A 356-nucleotide genomic window follows, 5' to 3' on the forward strand; every position below is an offset into this window, starting at 1 on the left:
GTTCAAAACGCTGTAAGACCGCAAGCAAACCGGCGGCGGGCTGCAGGGGGCCTGCTGCACCAATCATCGTTGAAAGCATAATAACAAGGTGATGGCGATGGCGATAAAAACACGATTAAAAGTCATGATTTTCCTGCAGTTCTTTATTTGGGGCGCCTGGCTGGTGACGCTGGGCTCCTACATGATCAACACGCTGCATTTCAGCGGTATGCAGGTGGGAATGGTTTACAGCGCCAAGGGTATCGCCGCGCTGATCATGCCGGGGCTAGCGGGCATCATCGCCGATCGATGGATGAAGGCCAACTACCTGTATGCGCTTTGCCACCTGTTCGGGGCGCTGGCGCTGTACTGCGCGG

Annotated in this window: 1 protein-coding gene; it reads left to right on the plus strand. The window is 55.9% G+C overall.

The window, feature by feature from the left end:
* Nucleotides 1–97: 97 nt before the first annotated feature.
* The coding region (locus tag KQX66_RS39050; protein ID WP_216798439.1) for an MFS transporter at nt 98–356 on the plus strand (259 nt) is incomplete at its 3' end.

It is taken from the genome of Paenibacillus oleatilyticus (assembly GCF_018998565.1).
GTDB classification, from domain to species: Bacteria; Bacillota; Bacilli; order Paenibacillales; family NBRC-103111; genus Paenibacillus_G; species Paenibacillus_G oleatilyticus.